The organism is Streptomyces sp. NPDC101776, from assembly GCF_044766845.1.
Lineage (GTDB): Bacteria > Actinomycetota > Actinomycetes > Streptomycetales > Streptomycetaceae > Streptomyces.
The window spans coordinates 260,874-278,494 of the sequence record NZ_JBIWMV010000016.1; the positions used below are offsets into that span (position 1 = coordinate 260,874).

Annotated in this window: 14 protein-coding genes and 1 tRNA gene; 1 reads left to right on the forward strand and 14 read right to left on the reverse strand. The window is 68.4% G+C overall.

Annotated features, from left to right (window positions below; genetic code table 11):
* Positions 1–42: 42 nt before the first annotated feature.
* The 12 genes from prmC to ACIRRY_RS37500 form a co-directional block, all read right to left on the reverse strand.
* Positions 43–888, reverse strand: coding sequence for a peptide chain release factor N(5)-glutamine methyltransferase (gene prmC / locus ACIRRY_RS37445; RefSeq protein ID WP_043683121.1), 846 nt, complete (start codon positions 886–888; stop codon positions 43–45).
* A gap of 55 nt (positions 889–943) precedes the next feature.
* Positions 944–2,020, reverse strand: coding sequence for a peptide chain release factor 1 (gene prfA, locus ACIRRY_RS37450; RefSeq protein WP_403981969.1), 1,077 nt, complete (start codon positions 2,018–2,020; stop codon positions 944–946).
* Between the two features lie 110 nt (positions 2,021–2,130).
* Positions 2,131–2,355: a 50S ribosomal protein L31 gene (gene rpmE, locus ACIRRY_RS37455; RefSeq protein WP_403981971.1), complete on the reverse strand. Its 225-nt coding sequence runs from the start codon at positions 2,353–2,355 to the stop codon at positions 2,131–2,133.
* 184 nt (positions 2,356–2,539) lie between these two features.
* Entirely contained in the window at positions 2,540–3,676 is a 1,137-nt protein-coding gene (locus tag ACIRRY_RS37460; protein WP_403981973.1) for an LCP family protein, read from the reverse strand.
* Positions 3,677–3,894: 218 nt separating this feature from the next.
* Entirely contained in the window at positions 3,895–5,739 is a 1,845-nt protein-coding gene (locus ACIRRY_RS37465) for a trypsin-like serine protease (RefSeq protein WP_403981976.1), read from the reverse strand.
* Positions 5,740–5,894: 155 nt separating this feature from the next.
* A complete protein-coding gene (rho, locus tag ACIRRY_RS37470) occupies positions 5,895–7,973 on the reverse strand; it encodes a transcription termination factor Rho (protein ID WP_403981978.1) in 2,079 nt (692 codons plus the stop codon).
* Positions 7,974–8,375: 402 nt separating this feature from the next.
* The gene (thrB, locus tag ACIRRY_RS37475) at positions 8,376–9,305 is read right to left on the reverse strand and encodes a homoserine kinase (RefSeq protein ID WP_403981981.1); all 930 of its coding nucleotides are present in this window, start codon (positions 9,303–9,305) and stop codon (positions 8,376–8,378) included.
* Positions 9,306–9,575: 270 nt separating this feature from the next.
* Entirely contained in the window at positions 9,576–10,634 is a 1,059-nt protein-coding gene (thrC, locus tag ACIRRY_RS37480; protein WP_403981983.1) for a threonine synthase, read from the reverse strand.
* A gap of 6 nt (positions 10,635–10,640) precedes the next feature.
* On the reverse strand, positions 10,641–11,933 hold the full coding sequence (locus tag ACIRRY_RS37485) for a homoserine dehydrogenase (RefSeq protein ID WP_403981985.1): 1,293 nt from the start codon (positions 11,931–11,933) through the stop codon (positions 10,641–10,643).
* 151 nt (positions 11,934–12,084) lie between these two features.
* Positions 12,085–13,482 carry a diaminopimelate decarboxylase gene (gene lysA, locus ACIRRY_RS37490; RefSeq protein ID WP_403981988.1) on the reverse strand — a complete coding sequence of 466 codons (1,398 nt, stop codon included), beginning with the start codon at positions 13,480–13,482 and terminating at the stop codon, positions 12,085–12,087.
* Positions 13,483–13,557: 75 nt separating this feature from the next.
* Entirely contained in the window at positions 13,558–14,826 is a 1,269-nt protein-coding gene (gene nrtL / locus ACIRRY_RS37495) for an ArgS-related anticodon-binding protein NrtL (RefSeq protein ID WP_403981991.1), read from the reverse strand.
* A 211-nt stretch (positions 14,827–15,037) separates the two neighbouring features.
* On the reverse strand, positions 15,038–15,523 hold the full coding sequence (locus tag ACIRRY_RS37500; RefSeq protein WP_403981994.1) for a response regulator: 486 nt from the start codon (positions 15,521–15,523) through the stop codon (positions 15,038–15,040).
* A gap of 185 nt (positions 15,524–15,708) precedes the next feature.
* On the opposite strand from ACIRRY_RS37500, the gene ACIRRY_RS37505 reads away from it, so the two are divergent.
* Positions 15,709–15,780: transfer RNA gene (locus ACIRRY_RS37505), tRNA-Arg, on the forward strand.
* A 513-nt stretch (positions 15,781–16,293) separates the two neighbouring features.
* On the opposite strand, the gene ACIRRY_RS37510 is transcribed toward ACIRRY_RS37505, so the two are convergent.
* Positions 16,294–16,431 carry a pentapeptide repeat-containing protein gene (locus ACIRRY_RS37510; protein WP_403981997.1) on the reverse strand — a complete coding sequence of 46 codons (138 nt, stop codon included), beginning with the start codon at positions 16,429–16,431 and terminating at the stop codon, positions 16,294–16,296.
* 683 nt (positions 16,432–17,114) lie between these two features.
* The gene (locus tag ACIRRY_RS37515) at positions 17,115–17,519 is read right to left on the reverse strand and encodes a DUF6083 domain-containing protein (protein ID WP_403982024.1); all 405 of its coding nucleotides are present in this window, start codon (positions 17,517–17,519) and stop codon (positions 17,115–17,117) included.
* Between the last annotated feature and the right edge of the window lie 102 nt (positions 17,520–17,621).

Here is a 17,621-nt window from a genome sequence, read left to right on the forward strand (position 1 = left end):
CCTCGTACACGTACTGCTGCGGGTCGAAAGTCGGGGCGCAGGTCACGGCGTCGCCCGGCGGGCGGTCGCGAAGCGCGGGCGGTTGTTGAGATCGGGGTGGTCGGCCGCGTCGGCCCAGCCACGCTCCTCGGTGAAGATCCACGGCACCTGGCCGCCCTGGGTGTCGGCGTGCTCGATGACGACGACACCGCCGGGGCGCAGGAGACGGTGTGCGGTGCGCTCGATGCCGCGGATCAGGTCGAGGCCGTCCTCCCCCGAGAACAGGGCGAGTTCGGGGTCGTAGTCCCGGGCCTCGGGAGCGACGTACTCCCACTCCGTGAGCGGGATGTACGGCGGGTTGGAGATGACCAGGTCGACATGGCCGTCGAGGTCGGGGAAGGCGTCCAGGGCGTTCCCCTGTCGCAGATCGACCCGCGACCCCTCCATGTTCTTGCGGGTCCACTGGAGGGCGTCCTCGGACAGCTCCACGGCGTGTACCCGGGAGCGCGGGACCTCCTGCGCGAGGGCGAGCGCGATGGCGCCGGATCCGGTGCAGAGGTCCACGATCAGCGGCTCCACGACGTCCATCGCGCGGACCGCGTCTATGGCCCAGCCGACCACCGACTCGGTCTCGGGGCGGGGCACGAACACCCCTGGCCCCACCTGGAGTTCGAGGTACCGGAAGAAGGCGCGGCCGGTGATGTGCTGGAGCGGTTCACGCTGCTCGCGCCGGGCGATGGTCTCCCAGTAGCGGGCGTCGAAGTCCACGTCCTTCACGGAGTGCAGCTCGCCCCGCTTCACACCGTGCACGTACGCGGCGAGCTCCTCCGCGTCGTTGCGCGGCGAGGGCACGCCGGCGTCGGCCAGCCGCTGGGTGGCCTGGGCCACCTCTGCTAGCAGCAGGTTCACGCAAGTCCTCCGTGTCGTACTCGTCCGTGCCGAACGTGCCGTGCGTGCCGTGGTGTTACGCCGCCGCGAGCTTGGCGGCCGAGTCCGCGTCGACGCAAGCCTGGATCATCGCGTCGAGGTCGCCGTCGAGGACCTGGTCGAGGTTGTACGCCTTGAATCCGACGCGGTGGTCGGAGATGCGGTTCTCCGGGAAGTTGTACGTACGGATCTTCTCGGAGCGGTCGACCGTGCGGACCTGGCTGCGGCGGGCGTCGGCGGCATTCTTCTCCGCCTCCTCCTGTGCCGCGGCGAGCAGCCTGGAGCGCAGGATACGCATCGCCTGCTCCTTGTTCTGCAGCTGGCTCTTCTCGTTCTGGCAGGAGGCGACGACTCCGGTGGGAATGTGCGTGATGCGCACCGCGGAGTCGGTCGTGTTGACGGACTGGCCGCCGGGACCGGACGAGCGGTAGACGTCGATGCGGAGGTCGTTCGGGTTGATCTCGACGTCGACCTCCTCCGCCTCGGGGGTGACGAGGACACCGGCCGCCGAGGTGTGGATACGGCCTGCGGACTCGGTCGCGGGCACGCGCTGCACGCGGTGCACCCCGCCCTCGTACTTCAGCCGGGCCCACACGCCCTGGCCGGGCTCGGTCGCGCCGTTGCCGCCCTTGGTCTTCACGGCGACCTGGACGTCCTTGTAGCCGCCCAGCTCGGACTCGGTGGCGTCGATGATCTCGGTCTTCCAGCCGACGCGCTCCGCGTACCGCAGGTACATGCGCAGCAGGTCACCGGCGAACAGGGCGGACTCGTCGCCGCCCGCGCCCGCCTTGACCTCCAGGATCACGTCCTTGTCGTCGTTGGGGTCACGCGGCACCAGCAGCAGCCGCAGCTTCTCCGTGATCTCGTCCCGGTGCTTCTCCAGCTCCTTGACCTCGGCCGCGAACTCCGGGTCGTCGGCGCCGAGTTCACGCGCGGTGTCGATGTCGTCGCCGGTCTGCTTCCAGGAGCGGTACGTGGCGACGATCGGGGTGAGCTCGGCGTAGCGCTTGTTCAGCTTGCGCGCGTTGGCCTGGTCGGCGTGGACCGACGGGTCGGCGAGCTTCTTCTCAAGGTCGGCGTGCTCGCCGATGAGGTCCTCGACAGCCTCGAACATCTTGGGCTCCTGAAATGCGGTGGAGAAAGGGAAGGCGGGCGACCAAAAACGCCGGTCCCGGCACGCGCCCGTAGCGGGGCGCGGCCGTGGACCGGCGAAATGGGAGCTCGCTACTTCGTGGCGCCGGCCGCAGCCTTGCCGAAGCGGGCCTCGAAGCGGGCCACGCGGCCACCGGTGTCGAGGATCTTCTGCTTGCCCGTGTAGAACGGGTGGCACTCGGAGCAGACGTCAGCGCGGATCGCTCCGCTGGTGATCGTCGAGCGGGTGGTGAACGACGCGCCACAGGTGCAGCTGACCTGGGTCTCGACGTACTCGGGGTGGATCTCGCGCTTCAAGGGTGTCTCCTAGTTTCGGGAGGGCTCCGGGTCGCTGCCGCGGGTGCGGTCGCGTGAACCGGGGCCGACTGTCCAGTCTGCCAGCACTGGAGCCATCTCCCAAAACGGGGGGTGCGCGTTGTGTATTCCCTGCGGCCCGGTGGGGGCTGGGCGCGCGGTTCCCCGCACCCCTGGGGAGTGCGCCTTAGGACGTTGTTACGACGCCCTTGGCTTCGCCTGTTGCCGTGCCCTTGGTGGCTGCCGCCGGGATGGGCTGGTCGTTTTTCAAGGCGTTCCAGACCAGCTTGGCCTTGGACTTCTCGATGATCACGCGGTTCGGGTTGGCCGGGTCGTACTCGACCGGCATCGTGACCATGGTCATGTTCTTGGAGCTGATGGTCTTGAGGCCGTTGGCGAAGGATGTGAGGGAGTTCACGGAGCCGAGGTCGGAGTCGGTGGTGACGGCCTTGGTCGCGGTGTTGGCGAGGTCGAAGAGCCGGGTCGGGCTGGTGAGGACGCCGATGTGCTTGACCTGGTTGACCAGGGCCTTGATGAAGGCCTGCTGGAGCTGGATGCGGCCGAGGTCGGAGCCGTCGCCGACGCCGTGCCGGGTGCGGACCAGGCCCAGGGCCTGCTGACCGTTGAGCGTGTGGGTGCCGGCCTTGAGGTCGAGGTGGCTCTGCGGGTCCTTGATGGCCTTGGTCGTGGTGACCGGGACGCCGCCGAGTTCGTCGATGAGCTTCTCGAAGCCGGCGAAGTCGACTTCCAGGTAGTGGTCCATGCGCAGGCCGGTGACGGACTCGACGGTCTTCACCGTGCAGGCGGCCCCGCCGGTGGAGTACGCCTCGTTGAACATCACGCCGGACGCCGCGTCGTGGGTGACGCCCTTGGCGTCGATGCACTGGGGGCGGTCCACGAGGGTGTCGCGCGGGATGGACACCACGCTGGCCTTCTTGTGGCCCTTGTAGACGTGCACGATCATCGCGGTGTCGGAGCGGGCGCTGCCGTCGTCGGTGCCCCCACCAAGCTTCTTGTTGCTGCCTGAGCGGCTGTCGGAGCCCAGGACCAGGATGTTCTCGGAGCCGTTGTCGACCTTGACCGGCCGGTCGGTACCGAGGGCCTGGTTGATGTCGACGGTCTTGATGTTGCCGTTGAGCTTGAAGTACACGTACCCGGCGCCGGTGCCGCCCAGCACGACGACACCCGCCGCCACCCAGGCCGTGATCAGCAGGGCCTTACGACGCGGACTGCGGTCCTTCTTACGGCCTCCGGCGCGGTGGCGCGGGCCGTCGCTGCCGTCCTTGCCCGGTATCTCGGGCTCCGGCGTGCTCTCGGCGGACATGGGCTCCTCGCATCTCGTTCCGGTCGGGTACCCCCTGCTTTCAGGGCTCGGGCCTGGTCGAAGCGACCGATGGCGTTCGATCCTCGCTCCATGGTCACTCCACCAGGTCAGACAGGGAAACTCGGGAAAGGGTTGCACAACGCAGAGTGCCCATCGCGTACGGCGATGGGCACCCTGTGTAGTCGGATCAGCGGGTCAAACCCCGCTCACCTGCGATATCACCCGAAGATGTCGTACTGCTGGAAACCGGTACCAAGCGACTTCGGTGTGCCGAAGATCTCGCTCGTCGCCTTCCCGGTGCCCGGGTACACGTAGAACGCGCCGGCGGCGTTGCGGATCAGGAGGTCCGCCTTGCCGTCGCCGGTGAAGTCGCCGACGGAGTCGAAGGCGGTGTAGCTGGGCCAGGTGCGCACCTTCACGCGGGCCGCGAAGGCACCCGTGCCGGACTTGCCGGCGCCCTTGTACAGGTAGACGACGCCGGTGCTCTTGTTGCGCGCGAGCAGGTCGGCCTTGCCGTCACCGTTGAAGTCGCCCTTGCCGACGAGCACGTTGTACTGGCTCCAGCCGCCGCCGACCCGCGAGGGCGAGGCGAAGGTGCCGTTGCCCTTGCCCGGGTAGATCCACAGCACGCCGGCGCTGTCGACCGAGACCAGGTCCGGCAGGTAGTCGCCGGTGACATCGCCGGGGGCGAGGATCCGGGTGCGGGTCTTCCAGTTGGCGAAGATCTTCGTGCTGGCCCAACTGCCGTCGTCCCGCGCGCTGTTGAGCACGAAGTGGTCCCAGTAGACCGCGCCGGAGGTGGTCCGGTAGATCCAGTCCTGGTAGCCGTCCCGGTTCAGGTCGGCGGAGCGGACCAGGTTGACGCCGCCCCAGTCGCCCAGGGAGACGCGGGTGGCCAGCGAGGTGCCCTTGGAGTCCAGCTCGTAGCCCACCTTGTTGGAGGACTTGCGGGCGTAGACGTCGGCCTTGTTGTCGGTGTAGCTCAGGTTGCCGTCGTCGACCTGTGCGTAGACGGCGCCGACATAGGTGCTGACCTTGGTGAAGACACCGTAGGTGCCCTCGACGACGCAGTCGTTGACCGTGGTGGCGTCACCGTCGTCGGCGCTCCAGGAGACGACACCGACGATCCGGCCGGCGACGACCAGCGGGCCGCCGGAGTCACCGTTGCAGATGGCCGTCGTGGTGGTGTCGCTGCCGGTGGCGGCTTCGCCCGCGCAGACGTTGTGACCCTTGATGTACAGGGTGCCGTAGGCGCCGGCGCAGGTGGCGTCCGACTGGATCGGCAGCGAGGCCTTCTTCAGCGTCTCGGAGATGTCCTCCGAGGAGGAACTGGTGCGGCCCCAGCCGTAGACCGTGGCGGTCTTGGCGGCCGTGCCCGTGTACGACGTCGTGTCGGTGTTCGTCGTCAGACGGATCGGGGTCGCCTTGACGGGAGCCGCCAGGGTGAGGACCGCGATGTCGTTGTCGATCGTCGACGCGTTGTACGACGGGTGGTTCCACTGGCGCAGCACCGCGGTGGCCTGACCGCCGTGCAGGTCGGCGTTGCCGTCGGCGTCGCTGGTCGGCAGCACGGTGGCGCTGGTGACGACGACGCCGTTCTTGGCCCAGTTGTAGCCCTTGACGCAGTGCGAGGCCGTCAGGATCTTCGAGGGCGAGATGACCGAGCCACCGCAGAAGAAGCCGATGTCGTCGGCCTCGCTGGTGGTGCCCTTGTCGTCGTAGTACCAGAGCTGCGCCATGTACGGCGCGGTGTTGATGGTGGTCGTCGTCCCCCCGATGATCTTCGGGCTGACGGCCGTGCCGGTGGTGCTCGCGCTCTTGGACGACTTCTTGGTCGTCGTCTCACCGGCGATGTCGTCACCGGCCTCGGCGCCCACGATGCGCTTCTTCAGCGTGGCGAGCGACGGCTGGGCGATGACGGGCTTCGCGGTCGGCGTCGGCAGCGCGGTGGCCGCGCCGGCGGACGTCGTCATCAGTGCCGCGGCCACGGCGGCGGCGATACCGGCCGCGGCGACGGGCAGGCCAAAACGTATCCGGCGTCTGTGCCGACCGGCCCCAGGCATGGGCGTACCCATTCAAGTCCCCCCTCGGGATCAGAAGTTCGGACGATTCTCGAAAAGAAGTCCGAAGGGCGCGATCGTACAGCGAGCCACTGACAACGCAGAGGGCCGCCCCCTTAACAGGGGGCGGCCCTTTGATAACGCTGACTTGCCTGACCTTAGTCGCCGTTGCCCGGCGTGGTCTTCTGGATCTGGAGCAGGAACTCGGCGTTCGACTTCGTCTGCTTCATTTTGTCGAGGAGCAGCTCGATCGCCTGCTGCTGGTCGAGCGCGTGCAGCACCCGGCGCAGCTTCCAGGTGACGGCCAGCTCGTCGCTGCCGAGCAGGATCTCTTCCTTACGGGTACCGGACGCGTCGACGTCCACCGCGGGGAAGATGCGCTTGTCGGCGAGCTTCCGGTCGAGCTTGAGCTCGGCGTTGCCGGTGCCCTTGAACTCCTCGAAGATGACCTCGTCCATGCGCGAGCCGGTGTCGACGAGCGCGGTGGCGAGGATGGTCAGCGAACCGCCGTCCTCGATGTTGCGCGCGGCACCGAAGAAGCGCTTGGGCGGGTACAGCGCCGTGGAGTCGACACCACCGGAGAGGATGCGGCCGGAGGCGGGCGCCGCGAGGTTGTAGGCACGGCCCAGACGCGTGATGGAGTCGAGCAGGACGACGACGTCGTGGCCCAGCTCCACCAGCCGCTTGGCGCGCTCGATGGCGAGCTCGGCGACCGTGGTGTGGTCCTCGGCGGGGCGGTCGAAGGTCGAGGAGATGACCTCGCCCTTCACCGACCGCTGCATGTCGGTGACCTCTTCCGGACGCTCGTCGACCAGGACGACCATCAGGTGGCACTCGGGGTTGTTGTGCGTGATCGCGTTGGCGATCGCCTGCATGATCATGGTCTTGCCGGTCTTCGGCGGGGCCACGATCAGACCGCGCTGGCCCTTGCCGATGGGCGCGACGAGGTCGATGATGCGGGTCGTCAGCACACCCGGGTCGGTCTCCAGACGGAGCCGGTCCTGCGGGTACAGCGGCGTCAGCTTGTTGAACTCGGGGCGGCCGCGGCCGGATTCGGCCGCCATGCCGTTCGCCGAGTCGAGGCGCACCAGCGCGTTGAACTTCTCGCGGCGCTCGCCGTCCTTGGGCTGGCGGACCGCGCCCGTGACGTGGTCGCCCTTGCGCAGGCCGTTCTTGCGGACCTGGGCGAGCGAGACGTACACGTCGTTCGGGCCCGGCAGGTAGCCCGACGTACGGATGAAGGCGTAGTTGTCGAGGATGTCGAGGATGCCCGCGACGGGGATCAGGACATCGTCGTCGGCGACCTGCGGCTCGCCCGCGGTGGTGCCGAACTCGTCACGGCCGCGACGGCCCCGACGGTCGCGGTACCGGCCGCGGCGGCCACGGCGTCCGTCGCCGAACTCGTCGTCGTCCTGCGGGCCGTTGTCGCGCTGCTGCCGGTCCTGGCGGCCACCGCTCTGCTGCTGGCCGCCGCCCTGCTGGCGGTCCTGCTGCTGGCGGTCCTGCTGCTGGCGGTCCTGCTGCTGGCGGTCCTGGCGGCCGCCGCCCTGCTGCTCTTCGGTCTTGCGGCGGTCGCCGCGGTCGCGGTCCTGACGGCCACTGCGGTCACCGCGGTCACGGCGGTCGCGGCGGCCCTGACGACCGTCGTCACCGGCGTCGGACCTGACCTCGCCCTGCGCGGCGGCGGGCGTCTCGGCCTTCGGCTCGCTCTTCACCTCGGCGACGACCGTCTCGGGGCTGCCGGCCTCGGCGGTGGCACGGCGACGACGGCGCTCGACGGGCGCGTCCTCTCCCCCACGCTCGGCTTCGCTCGCGCGGGAGGGGCCCCCAGCGGGCTGGCCGGGAATCTCGATCTGCTGCTGGGCCACGGCCTTCTCGGCGGCGACCTTCTCGGCCTTCTGCTCGGCCGGGCTGGCCGCCTCGTCGCCCGTACGGGTCTTGGAGGTGGCGCGGCGCTTCGGCTTGGTCTCGGTGGCGGTCTCGGCCTTGGCCGGAGCACCCCCGCCCGTCTGCGCGTCCTTGATGACCTCGATCAGCTGGCTCTTGCGCATCCGCGCGGTGCCCCTGATGCCGAGGCCGGACGCGACCTGCTGCAGCTCGGCCAGCACCATGCCGTCGAGGCCGGTACCGCGGCGCCGCCGGGAGCCGGCACCGGTGGCAGGCGCGGAGGCGTCCGTGGCGGGCGCGGCAGCGGTCTCCTCGACACGCGCGCCCATCAGATCGGTGGTGTCGCTCACGAAGGGTCCTTCCCTGGAGCGGACGTCGGCCTGTCTGGCACGGCGACCGGTTGTGCTCTCCGGCTTCGGTTCTTGCTGTGTGAACCGTGCCGGGGCGGTGGTCCGCCTAGGCGGCGGAAGAGATTTCTGGTGACGGCGCTTCCCAAAGCAGTGACACCGAGTGGCTGTGTCACGTTGCTTGGTCGCACCAATTCCGGAGCTTTCCCGGCTTCCGAAGCGTGCCCGGCGAACCACTCAGCGCCTGGACGGAACGCAGTGTGGTTTGGGAGGCTCCCGGAAGAATGTCTGTCCCTGACGGGGACAACAAGCACCTCGCCATGGTGGGGTCGGGTGCAGACTTGAGATTAACACTACCGGATCCAACAAACATTCCCCCTCTCGAAATCCGGCGACGGTACGTAGTCAATTGACGGTGGAGGTCGCGAGCGGAAGTACGCACGCGCCCTGTGCGTCGAGATCGAGCCGGTTGGCGGCCCAGCCCTCGCCGGCGAGGTGGGACACCTTGTCGGCGTTGTCGGCGTCGACAAGTGCCAACACGGTGGGCCCGGCACCGGAGATGACGGCCGGAACTCCGTCCGCCCTCAAGCGGTCCACGAGTGCGGCACTCTCCGGCATGGCCGGCGCGCGGTACTCCTGGTGCAGGCGGTCCTCGGTGGCCGGCAGCAGCAGCTCGGGGCGCCGGGTGAGGGCCTCGACGAGCAGTGCGGCGCGGCCCGCGTTGGCGGCTGCGTCGACGTGCGGGACGTTGCGCGGGAGCAGTCCGCGCGCTGTCTCGGTGAGCACGGGCTTCCCGGGCACGAAAACCACCGGAACGATGGAATCGGCGGCGTCCATCCTGATCGCCCGCGCGGCTCCGCCGTCCATCCAGGAGAGCGTGAAGCCGCCCAGCAGACAGGCCGCCACGTTGTCGGGGTGGCCCTCGATCTCGGTGGCGAGCTCCAGCAGGGCCGTGTCGTCGAGCCGGGAGTCCCCGCCTATGGTCACGGCGCGCGCGGCGACGATGCCGGCGCAGATGGCGGCGGAGGACGAACCCAGGCCGCGGCCGTGCGGAATGCGGTTGGCGCACACGATCTCTAGACCGCGCGGCTGTCCGCCGAGCAGGTCGAAGGCGGTGCGCAGGGCTCGTACGAGGAGGTGGTTCTCGTCGCGCGGGAGGGTCTCGCTGCCCTCGCCGGCGATGTCGATGAGCAGCCCGGAGTCGGCGACACGGACGACGACGTCGTCGTAGAGCCCCAGCGAGAGGCCGAAGGCGTCGAAGCCCGGGCCGAGGTTGGCGCTGGTGGCGGGGACGCGCACCCGGACGGCGGCGGCGCGGAAGGCTGGACCGGCCATCGCTCGATGACTCTCCTTGAGCTGCGTGATTGTCGAAGACATTCGATGAAGTTCGATGACATCCGATAGGTACGTGGAGACCCTCGGGCCGTGGAGACGGCGCGGTGCCGAGCCATGCGCGCAGGCATATGCGGCGGGCGGGTTCGGTACAGCCTATCGAAGGAAGGTTCTGTGGCGACATAGGGCGCACAGGAGGCGCACGATGCGTGTCGTAAGCCCCCTGTGCACCCCCGATGGGGATCTCCCCCGGCGGCCGTTCTCAGTACCGCTCTACGCGAGTCCGAGTCGCTCGGCGGCCGTCGGCGCGTCGACGGGGATGGTGACCGGCTGCGGAGCACCGGCGACGGCCCAGTCGGGGTCCTTCAGACCGTTTCCGGTCACCGTGCAGACGATGGTCTGGCCCGGGTCGACCTTGCCCTGCTCGGCCGCCTTCAGCAGACCGGCGACGGAAGCGGCGGACGCGGGCTCGACGAAAACGCCCTCCTGAGCGGCCAACAGCCGGTAGGCGCGCAGGATTTCACGGTCCGTCACCTCGTCGATGAACCCGCCGGACTCGTCCCGCGCGTCCAGCGCGAACTGCCAGGACGCCGGGTTGCCGATGCGGATCGCGGTGGCGATCGTCGAGGGGTCCTTGACGATCTCGCCGCGCACGATGGGCGCGGACCCGGACGCCTGGAACCCCCACATGCGCGGAGTCTGCGCGGCGATGCCGTCGCCGGCGTACTCCTTGTAGCCCTTCCAGTACGCGGTGATGTTGCCCGCGTTGCCCACCGGCAGGACGTGGATGTCGGGCGCGTCGCCGAGCATGTCGACGATCTCGAAGGCGGCCGTCTTCTGGCCCTCGATACGCACCGGGTTGACCGAATTCACCAGCGCCACAGGGTAGTTGTCGCTCAGCTCGCGGGCGAGGGTGAGGCAGTCGTCGAAGTTCCCGTCGACCTGGAGGATCTTCGCGCCGTGCACGAGGGCCTGGCCCATCTTGCCGAGCGCGATCTTGCCGCGCGGCACGAGGACGGCACAGACCATCCCGGCGCGTACGGCGTAGGCGGCGGCGGAGGCCGACGTGTTGCCGGTGGAGGCGCAGATGACGGCCTGCGCGCCCTCCTCCTTGGCCCGTGTGATGGCCATGGTCATACCGCGGTCCTTGAAGGACCCGGTGGGGTTGGCGCCCTCCACCTTGAGGTGGACCTCGCAGCCGGTGCGCTCGGAGAGCACCTGCGCGGCCACGAGGGGCGTGCCGCCCTCACGGAGGGAGACGACCGGCGTGCTGTCGGACACCGGGAGCCGGTCCCGGTACTCCTCGATGATTCCGCGCCACTGGTGGGTCATTGCTGGTTACTCTCCTTCAACCCGCATGATGCTGGCGACACCCCGCACGGTGTCGAGCTTGCGCAACGCCTCGACAGTCCCGCCCAGGGCGGCGTCGGACGCGCGGTGCGTGACGACGACGAGAGAGGCCTCGCCGTCCTTCCCCTGCTGCCGAACCGTATCGATCGAGACACCGTGCTCGGCGAACACGGTGGCGACCTGTGCGAGAACACCTGGTTTGTCGGCGACGTCGAGGCTGATGTGGTATCGCGTGACGACCTCGCCCATGCCCGACACCGGCAGTCCGGCGTACGCCGACTCCCCTGGCCCGGTGGTCGAGTTGAGCCGGTTGCGGCACACGGCGACGAGGTCGCCGAGCACGGCGGAGGCGGTGGGGGCGCCGCCCGCTCCGGGGCCGTAGAACATGAGCTGCCCGGAGGCGTCGGACTCGACGAACACGGCGTTGTAGGCGCCGCGCACGGAGGCCAGCGGGTGGCTCAGCGGGATCATCGCGGGATGCACACGCGCGGTGACGGACCCGCCGTCCTCGGCCCGCTCGCAGATGGCGAGCAGCTTGATGGTGCAGCCCATGTTCTTCGCGGAGGCGAAGTCGGAGGCGGTGACCTCGGTCATGCCCTCGCGGTAGACGTCGTCGAGACGCACGCGCGTGTGGAAGGCGATTCCGGCGAGGATCGCGGCCTTGGCGGCGGCGTCGAAACCCTCGACGTCGGCGGTGGGGTCGGCCTCGGCGTACCCGAGCGCGGTGGCCTCGTCGAGAGCCTCCTGATACCCGGCCCCCGTGCTGTCCATCTTGTCGAGGATGAAGTTGGTCGTCCCGTTGACGATCCCGAGCACACGGTTGACCTTGTCCCCGGCGAGGGACTCGCGCAGCGGCCGGATCAGCGGAATCGCACCGGCGACGGCGGCCTCGTAGTACAGGTCCTTGCCGTGCTGCTCGGCGGCGGCGTGCAGAGCGGCGCCGTCCTGGGCCAGCAGCGCCTTGTTGGCGGAGACGACGGAAGCGCCGTGCTCGAAGGCGGCGGTGATGAGGGAACGGGCGGGCTCGATCCCCCCGATGACCTCGACGACGACGTCGATGTCCCCACGCTTGACGAGGGCGGTGGCATCGGTGGTGACGAGGGCGGGATCGATGCCTTCACGCACCTTGGAGGGCCGCCGCACGGCGACCCCCGCGAGCTCGACCGGGGCACCGATGCGGGCGGCGAGGTCGTCGGCGTGCGTCGTCATGATGCGCGCCACCTCTGAGCCGACCACTCCACAGCCCAGCAGCGCCACCTTCAGCGGACGCGTACGCATCATCCGACCTCGTTTCCTCATACCGTCATCGATTGCATCAGTCTCACTCACCGGACGGGACTTTCTATCCATAGTCCGGATCGTGAGACATCGATTTCATTTTCACGGGGTGGAAGACGGGAGATCTTCCGCCCTTCTTTCTCTTGCTTCCGGCTCAACCGACGTCGAGCCGCAGCAGGTCCTCCTCCGTCTCCCGGCGGACGATGACCCGCGACTCCCCATCCTTCACGGCGACGACCGGCGGCCGGAGCACATGGTTGTAATTGCTGGCCATGGAACGGCAGTAAGCACCCGTAGCCGGTACGGCGATGAGGTCACCCGGTGCCAGATCCGCCGGCAGGAACGCGTCCTTGACCACGATGTCCCCGCTCTCGCAGTGCTTGCCGACAACGCGCGCGAGCATGGGCTCGGCATCGGAGCGGCGGGACACGAGAGCGACGCTGTACTCGGCGTCGTAGAGAGCCGTCCGGATGTTGTCGGACATGCCACCGTCGACCGACACATAGGTCCGCAGCCCGTCGAGGGGCTTGATGGTGCCGACCTCGTAGAGCGTGAAGGCGGTCGGCCCGACGATGGCGCGCCCCGGCTCGACGGAGATACGAGGGGTCCGCAGCCGGGCGGAGTCGCACTCGCGGGTGACGATCTCGGTGAGCGCCTTGGCGATCTCGTGCGGCTCACGGGGATCGTCGTCGCTGGTGTACGCGATCCCGAGCCCGCCCCCGAGGTCGATCTCGGGCAGCTGGACCCCGTGCTCGTCACGAATGTCCTTCAGCAGCCCGACAACCCTGTGGGCCGCGACCTCGAACCCGGACATGTCGAAGATCTGCGACCCGATGTGGGAGTGAATCCCGATCAGTTCCAGCCCATCGAGCTGAAGAGCACGCCGTACGGCTTCGGCGGCCTGCCCACCCGCGAGCGGAATCCCGAACTTCTGGTCTTCGTGGGCGGTGGCGATGAATTCGTGAGTGTGCGCCTCGACTCCGACCGTGATCCGAATCTGCACGGGCTGCCGCTTACCGAGGGACTGCGCGATGTGGGCGACGCGCACGATCTCCTGGAAGGAGTCGAGAACGATCCGCCCGACGCCCGCCTCGATGGCCCGGGTGATTTCACTGACGGACTTGTTGTTGCCGTGAAAGGCGATGCGGTCGGCGGGCATGCCGGCGGAGAGCGCGGTGGCGAGCTCTCCCCCGGAGCACACATCAAGGTTCAGTCCCCCCTCGTGCAACCACCGCACGACGGCACGGGAGAGGAACGCCTTGCCTGCGTAGAAGACGTCGGCATCCGGCCCGAACGCGGTACGCCAGGCCCGGGCCCGCTCCCGGAAGTCCGCCTCGTCGAGGACGTAGGCGGGCGTCCCGTGCAGCTCGGCGAGGGTCTTCACGTCGATACCGCCGACGGTGACGACCCCGTCCGCGTCGGCGTCACGGGTGACGGTCTGGGCCCACACCTTGGGGTCGAGTGCGTTGAGGTCGGCGGCGGGCCCCGAGTAGTGCCCTTCGGGCAGCACATCGGCGTGACGGGGACCGGCGGGGTGTGCGGAACGGCTCATGTCGTGTTCTCTTCTGTCTCTTCCTGGCGCGGGGATCGAGTGGTGTCGTTCTGGATCTTGGCCCGATCCTGGCGCTCAGAGATGTTCGGGTGCGTCGATGCCGAGCAGGGAGAGGCCACCGGCAAGCACCGCCCCGACGGCTTCGGCAAGCGCCAGCCGGGCACGGTGGGCGGCCGAGGGTTTCTCGTCACCGAGCGGAAGCGTCGTGGCGAGCAGGGGAAAGGCCGCATCGGCTACGGCGACCAGGTGACGGGCGAGCAGGTCGGGGGCCCGGTGGTCCGCTGCGCGGGCAAGGACGCGGGGGTGATCGGCGAGGAGGAGGTCGAGGGAGGCAAAGGGGGTGGTGGCCTCTTCTGCGTCTCCTACGTCCGCTACGTCGGCTACGTCGCCGGGTCGGGCGGCGAAGCCGAGGTCGGCGGCGTTGCGACTGACGGCCCGGGTGCGGGCGTAGGCGTAACGGACCCGGAAGAGAGGGTTGCTCTCCCGCTGCACGAGGTGGTCGGCGGTGAGGCGCGGCCGGTCGTGGGCGGCGGGGTACAGGAGCGCCCAGCGGGCGGCGTCGCGGCCGAGGGGGAGGAGGTCGGCGGGGTGGGACGCGGGGGCGGGGCGTATGTCGATGGCGCCGGGTGGGGTGGGGGTCGCCGGGGGGCGGAACGCGTCGGTCTCTACCTTGGCCTCAACACCGGCCTCTGCATCGGCCTCTGCATCGACCTCGATACCGAGGAGGGTCGGCCAGTCGGGCTCGGGGTGACTCGTGGTGGTGCTGGTGGTGGTGCTGGTGCTGGTGCTGGTGCGGACGGGGGTGCCTTGTGAGCGCAGGAGGCGGGCGACGACGTCCATGACGACGAGGGCGCGGGGGTCGTGGGGGGCGGCGCGCAGTTGGATGGGGTGGGTGGCGGGGCCGGTGGGGGCGAGTTGACCGCCGGGGGGGCCGTGGTGACTGGGGCCGTCCTCACTGGTCTCACTGGTCTCACCGGTCTCACCGGTCTCACCGGTCTCACCGGCGAACCCGTACCGCGGGCCGCGCCGCAGGATCTCCTCGACGAGAGCGATGGACGCCGTACTCCCGAGACTGATGTTGAGGAAACCGGGCCCGGTGATCTCGACGCCACTGACACCGTGGGCGCCGACGAGATGCGGCCGCAGCAGTTCGGCGACACGGCGGGGGGTCTCCCCGGCGGGCCGGGCGAGCTGGAGGGCGATGTTGGTGGCGTAGTCCCCCCACCCGCCGGCCCCCGGCACGGTCACCGAGACCTTCTCCGGTACGACCACGCTCAGCTCCCCGTCCTCGACAGCACGGCGCACCGCGCGCAGCACGGTACGGGAGAGCTCGACGGGGGTCACGGGACAAGCGTAGGGGAGGAGGGGGGTGGGTAGGCCAGCCGGTTTGGGCGGGGGTCCGGGATGTGGGACGCGGGGACTGCGTACGGGAGGAGACCCGTTCATGGAGGGGAGCCTGAATCAGGGATGCCGGTATTGCCTGCATAGAAATAGAAGCGGAGGGACCCGCGTAGGTGATACGAGGGCATCGCGATACGGAGGGAGGAGGGATGCCTCAGCCGCCGCTACGCCCAGCCTGCCCGGCACGCTCACCCTCACCGGTGCCGGCACGAGTACTGGCGCTGGCGCTGGCACCGAGGGCATCGCCGATGGAGAGGCCGTCCGCCGGGCCACGTGGGTCACGCCGCCCGCGCTCGATCAACTGCCGTACGAGAGTGATGAGTTCGGCAGGTTCGAAGGGCTTGGCGAGAAACGCGTCGACGCCGACGTCCAGCCCGCTGTCGACCTCGTACTGGGTGCAGGCGCTGACGATGGCGAGGGGGAGGTCACGGGTACGGGGGTCGCTGCGCAGCCGAGCGGCAGTCCGCAGTCCGTCCAGCCGAGGCATGACGACATCGAGGGTCACGACATCGGGCCGCACCTGATGAATGACGTCCAGACACTCGGCACCATCAGCCGCGGTCACGACCTCGAGACCCTCCAGCTCGAGATTGACCCTGATCAACTGCCGGATGACCTTGTTGTCGTCCACAACAAGCACCCGACCCGACGCGCCTGGCACAACTCGAGAGTAGGTCCGGACCGGCCACCGCGTCCGGGTTTTCCCCACTTCCACCCCCTGCGAGCGGCCCAACACCCCTCCCTGACCACCGGGAAACCTGTTCATGAACACCCGTAGGTAGCTGGTAGGGTTCTACCCGTCGCCGCAAACACCGCGACCGACACGCCCCCGTAGCTCAGGGGATAGAGCAACGGCCTCCGGAGCCGTGTGCGCAGGTTCGAATCCTGCCGGGGGCACTCGCCAGTCAAGCAGCAAGAATCATGCTCTGACCTGTGCGGATGCCGACTTGAGAGAGCGGGAGTCAGTCTCACTGACTCCCGCTCTTTCTCGTTGCCTCTCACTGGTCGCGCACTATCTGCGATACACGCGGCGATACACGCGGCGACACCCCGCCGAATCCCCTGCGGACCCCGCCGCACCTCCTGAAGCGGGCCGCGTTCAGCACTCGGTGCTGCGTCTCCGCCTCGCCAAAGACAACCCATTTCAAGCCCAGAAAGTCGCAGATGGGTTCTCGGGGTGCCCCCAGACCGGCCGGTGATACTTCCACGTGTTGGCGAGTTTAGCCGCAGGCGCTGAAATGCATATTGGCATGCAGGTCAGTCGGCTGCCCAATTTCGACATGGGCCCTTGGAACCCTTGTCTCTCATGATTTTGCCATTTTCGTTGTACCAGCCCATCGCTCTTACTTGATCTTCGAGATCAGTCCGCTCCTTGAACAGGTCATGCGGCCAGCATGTTTTCACGTTCGCTTAAGTGCGATTCATGGCCTTGATACCCCTCATGTCCGCACGGCCGAGATTGGCGCTGAGCAGCAAGGCATCGGAGAGGTCGGCCCTTCGGAAAGTGGCGGTCTCAAGGTTTGCGCCCGTGAAATCTACTCCACGCAAGTCGGCGTCATCAAAGTCCGCACCCAGTAGTTCAGCGTCACGGAAGCTCTATTGGCGCGCCAGACCGCCCGCTCCTGTGCAGCAACGAACCCGTGTTCCAGAAAAAGCACACTCAGCCCCACAGCGAATCCGGTGATCAAGCCGCCTCCGATACCGGAAAGAACCTCCACCCGTGCGGTCGTGCCTTCCGGCCCCCTGGCCATGCGCCACCCATAGGCCGCGAGAACAACTCCGACGCTAATCAGAACAAGTACCGCAGCCAATTGTGCCGGGCCGACACCGCCCATGGTCTTCCCTCCGCCGAAACTGACAAGCCCTCTAAATGCATCACCACGTACGCCCCACAGGCAACGAGCCAATCGGATGAAAGAACAGGGCTCAACGGCGAGAGCAACAAGCAGATTCCCTGGCTCGGTTGACGCTCCGCAACGGATCCGTAGCCCAAAATGACCTGACAAATCCGAGCTTCCCGCAGGCCAGGACCCCTTGCATTAGGTGCCCAAAGACCCCGTCGTCAGCGCGCAAACTGAGAGCATGGGTCTTCGCGTAAGTGCAGGTGTATGCAACGCCGAGCGGCCCCGCGACGGGCTCTGCGGTCTGTTGGTGCCAGGATCTTGGGACGTACGCCAAGGTCACCCGCGGGAATCACGGAGGGGCGTAGGCGTTGCCGGATCGAATCATCCTCATCCGGTATCCCGCCACGTCTCCGGGGGCTGTGGTGACTCCGGATCTTTCTGGCGCTCCACCTGACGCCCGTTCTCGACCCGCAGGCTTGTCAACCATGGCCAGAGGTCGGGCAGCGGTTGCGCCGAGCAGGCAAGCCGGTGCTCTATACGGCACCGTTGAAACGGGTCCGGCGGGCACACGCCGTAGACCGTCACCAGCCCATCAGACAGCACGATCCACCGATGCTCCGCCGGCACGATGTGGGCGAGCGGCTCCATGTCTGGTTCAAGCAGCACCCAGTCGTAGTCCAGCGTCGCCAAGCGGTCGGCCGGCAGGCCGCAGTACAGGCAGCGTGACTGGCTGCCCGTTAACCTGCGCGGTCGTTCTTCTAAAGCCCCCCCCCGCGAGGGTCGACAGCCCAGGCCCTCGCGCTAACCTCGCGCTTTCATGAGCGTGCTCGTCCATGCCTTGATCAAATAAGCGAAGAGTGCTCCTGACCTGCAACGATGGGACTTGTCGAGGGT

Coding starts and splice junctions, on each gene's coding strand:
- prfA (WP_403981969.1), bottom strand. CDS start 2,020: ATGTTCGAGGCTGTCGAGGACCTCATCGGCGAGCACGCCGACCTTGAG.
- ACIRRY_RS37460 (WP_403981973.1), bottom strand. CDS start 3,676: ATGTCCGCCGAGAGCACGCCGGAGCCCGAGATACCGGGCAAGGACGGC.
- ACIRRY_RS37465 (WP_403981976.1), bottom strand. CDS start 5,739: ATGCCTGGGGCCGGTCGGCACAGACGCCGGATACGTTTTGGCCTGCCC.
- thrB (WP_403981981.1), bottom strand. CDS start 9,305: ATGGCCGGTCCAGCCTTCCGCGCCGCCGCCGTCCGGGTGCGCGTCCCC.
- thrC (WP_403981983.1), bottom strand. CDS start 10,634: ATGACCCACCAGTGGCGCGGAATCATCGAGGAGTACCGGGACCGGCTC.
- ACIRRY_RS37485 (WP_403981985.1), bottom strand. CDS start 11,933: ATGATGCGTACGCGTCCGCTGAAGGTGGCGCTGCTGGGCTGTGGAGTG.
- lysA (WP_403981988.1), bottom strand. CDS start 13,482: ATGAGCCGTTCCGCACACCCCGCCGGTCCCCGTCACGCCGATGTGCTG.